Below are 2,651 nucleotides of genomic sequence, written 5' to 3'. Positions count from 1 at the left end.
TGCTTCAACGATCGCCAGAACATCGAAGGGGTCAAAGCCGATGGCCCGGGCGAGGACGACCAGCTCGACGACGTCGACCCGGCGCTGACCGCTTTCAATGCGCGCCACGAGGGATTGATGGCACTTGAGCTTGACCGCCAAGTCCTCCTGACCGAGGCCCGCCTTGATGCGGGCGTCGACCAATGCTTGGCAGAGTGCCACCTGTCCAGTGCTTCTGATTGTCTTTGCCACGCGTCACATACCTTTTGTGACGTCGCTAGCGGATGAAATCTGTTATCTAAAAAGTAGATATTTGAGGGTGTTATCGGCGTCTGGTTTCCATGGGCTGCAAGTCTGATGCTCCCGAGGTTGCCCATCAATCCCCTACCAATTGCAGAAATCGGCCATAGTCCTCGCTGACTTCGCGCGCTTCCTCGAAGGCGCGGGCCCGTTCGCCGTCTAGGCAACGGAAGTAGCTCTGGATATCCTGGATGTAATCTTCGAAATCGCCACGGATGATGTCTGCATAGTCCCGCGCTGCCTGCGAATCGCTTGGCAGGAAAGGACGGGCCGGGGCGAAGCAGGATTCTGCGAAACCCGCGCCAGGGACAACCAGGAGTATCGATACAGCCGCCAATAGGTGTTGGCCTCTCAACCTTGGGTTTCTCAAACCTGTTATCTCCTTGATCGCGGACACTGGCCGTGACTAGTGTTTGCGTAACCAAACTACAGCTAAAGCATGATATTACATCTTGCGGTTGATAGTATACTATCGTAACTCTGGGCTTCAAGTAGGAATGCCCAGGGTCGCGCCATTGGAGAAAGCGTGAGCCGGGCCATGAACTGGGACATCGAAGCACCAAATGTGGTTACGGAAGCCAGGTTCCGCGAGCTCGTGGAAAGCGGCTATAGCGCAGAAATCCTGTGCCAGGAGTCGGCACATAAGAAAGGCCCCAGCTATTACGGGGTCTGGATCATGCGCGTTGTCTCTGATGACGGCGTGGAAAAGCTCCTCGTCACCGCCCGCACGCGGACGACCTACAACGATATCAAGATCCGCGAATTCAAGACGATCTCCGGCGTGGTGTCTTTCTTCATTGGCCTTGGCTTTGCGCATGTCGACCTGCCGCTTGAGGCGGGTACAAGCCGTACGCATAAACTCGCCCCGCCAGACAAAGCCCCATCAGACTTGGGCACTGGCAACTAACCTCATCTGTCTCTGTCTGGTCGCAGCACCTGCCTCAGCGCAAATGGTCCTGATCATGGAGAGCGACGGCTCTCTGACCCCGTCGCGGTCTCAGAGCGGTTTTGCTCGAAACTACAATGACGGCGTTGGTCTGGGATCGGCGTCCGATGGTTTGGCCATTCTTGGTGAGACTGAAGCAGCTTCCGAACTTGACTCGCTGACGTTTGCGGCACTCGCCCAGCCAGCACCCCTGCCCCGCGCAGACGTTCTCTTGGGCATCGAGGCAACAGCCCTGCGCTATGTCGGCCATCCCGGCCTGCGCCGCGCGGGACTGTCCGTCACGGATTGGCTGGCTCTCTACCGGGCCAATATCGAGGTGGAAAGCGCCTACAGGCAGAATGCCGTCTCGAGCGCGGGCGCCATTGGTCTGGGCCAATTGATGCCTGCTACTGCCCGAGATCTCGGTGTGGATCCTCATGACGCGCTGCAGAACCTCGACGGCTCCGCCCGCTACCTGACAATGATGCTGGAAAGCTTCGGCGATCCGCATTTGGCGCTGGCAGCCTACAACGCCGGGCCGGACGCCGTACGCCAGTACGGTGGCATTCCCCCTTACAGAGAAACCCAGAACCACGTGGCCCGCGTCATGGCTGTCGTGGCCCGATTGGAAGGATCAAATTCATGATGTCCCAACCTTTTTGGAAATCATTCCTCAAAACACTTATCGGCAATGTCACGAGAGCGCGCAGCGCGGCAGTGCATTGGCGATACCGCTTTTTCCAAACAAGTTGGATTTCAAACCTCTTTGTCGCCTCGCTGGCGCTATTCCTATTCATTGCCGAGCCCGCCCTTGCACAGAGCATCGATCTTTCCCCGATCCAGAGCTTGTTGCAGGGCATTGTCGATGCGCTGACCGGACCTCTTGGTGTGGTCATCGCCACACTCGCGGTCCTCGGCGTTTTCTTGAGCTGGTTCTTCAACATCATCGACCTGCGCCAAGCGCTTTGGGTCCTCGTGGGCATCGCTGGTGTCGCGGCTGCCCCCACCATCGTTGCCGCGGTCTTTGCCGGTGGCTGAGCGCGCGCCTCTCTTTCTCGGCCTCGTGCGGCCGCCCAAGCTTCTGGGCCTGCCCATCATGTATGCGATGGTCTGGCTCTTTGGCTCGGTGCTCCTGTTCGTCTGGGTCCAGCATATCGCGGTGCTGGGTGTCGCCGCCCTTCTCTATCCGGTGCTGTGGAAGGCCGCGGATTGGGACCCGCGTTTCATCGACGTGATGATGACGGCGCTGCAGGAGACGCCACCCACGCGCAACAGGTCCATCCATGGCGGGGACAGCTATGCCCCGTGATGACGCCCGTGATGCTGCGCTCGATGCCCGCACAATGACGCCGGACTGGTATGCGCGCGAGACCCGCCTCGCGCATATGCTGCCCTATGTGAGCCTCGTTGACGACCAGACCGTGCGGACACGGGTGAACGAGCTCTT

Annotated in this window: 6 protein-coding genes; 4 read left to right on the top strand and 2 right to left on the bottom strand. The window is 59.0% G+C overall.

Features of this window, described 5'->3' with window-relative positions; all coding sequences use genetic code 11:
• Together BFV97_RS17130 and BFV97_RS17125 are read right to left on the bottom strand one after the other, a co-directional pair.
• Positions 1 to 231 (bottom strand): helix-turn-helix domain-containing protein (locus BFV97_RS17130; RefSeq protein WP_069301611.1); only part of this gene is annotated, 231 nt, incomplete at its 3' end.
• A gap of 124 nt (positions 232 to 355) precedes the next feature.
• Positions 356 to 616: a hypothetical protein gene (locus BFV97_RS17125; RefSeq protein ID WP_069301610.1), complete on the bottom strand. Its 261-nt coding sequence runs from the start codon at positions 614 to 616 to the stop codon at positions 356 to 358.
• A gap of 201 nt (positions 617 to 817) precedes the next feature.
• On the opposite strand from BFV97_RS17125, the gene BFV97_RS17120 reads away from it, so the two are divergent.
• The 4 genes from BFV97_RS17120 (at position 818) to BFV97_RS17105 (ending at position 2,513) form a co-directional block, all read left to right on the top strand.
• The gene (locus BFV97_RS17120) at positions 818 to 1,186 is read left to right on the top strand and encodes a hypothetical protein (RefSeq protein WP_047997960.1); all 369 of its coding nucleotides are present in this window, start codon (positions 818 to 820) and stop codon (positions 1,184 to 1,186) included.
• A 43-nt stretch (positions 1,187 to 1,229) separates the two neighbouring features.
• A complete protein-coding gene (locus BFV97_RS17115) occupies positions 1,230 to 1,850 on the top strand; it encodes a lytic transglycosylase domain-containing protein (RefSeq protein ID WP_069301609.1) in 621 nt (206 codons plus the stop codon).
• Positions 1,851 to 1,957: 107 nt separating this feature from the next.
• Positions 1,958 to 2,242 carry a TrbC/VirB2 family protein gene (locus tag BFV97_RS17110; RefSeq protein WP_037931816.1) on the top strand — a complete coding sequence of 95 codons (285 nt, stop codon included), beginning with the start codon at positions 1,958 to 1,960 and terminating at the stop codon, positions 2,240 to 2,242.
• Positions 2,235 to 2,513 (top strand): VirB3 family type IV secretion system protein, encoded by a 279-nt coding sequence (locus BFV97_RS17105; RefSeq protein WP_012187324.1) that lies wholly within the window; start codon positions 2,235 to 2,237, stop codon positions 2,511 to 2,513. Before BFV97_RS17110 ends, BFV97_RS17105 begins: the two co-directional genes overlap by 8 nt.
• The last annotated feature ends 138 nt before the right edge of the window (positions 2,514 to 2,651 follow it).

The organism is Neptunicoccus sediminis, from assembly GCF_001719615.1.
GTDB lineage: Bacteria > Pseudomonadota > Alphaproteobacteria > Rhodobacterales > Rhodobacteraceae > Amylibacter > Amylibacter sediminis.
This window is presented reverse-complemented; position numbering and strand designations above follow the sequence as displayed.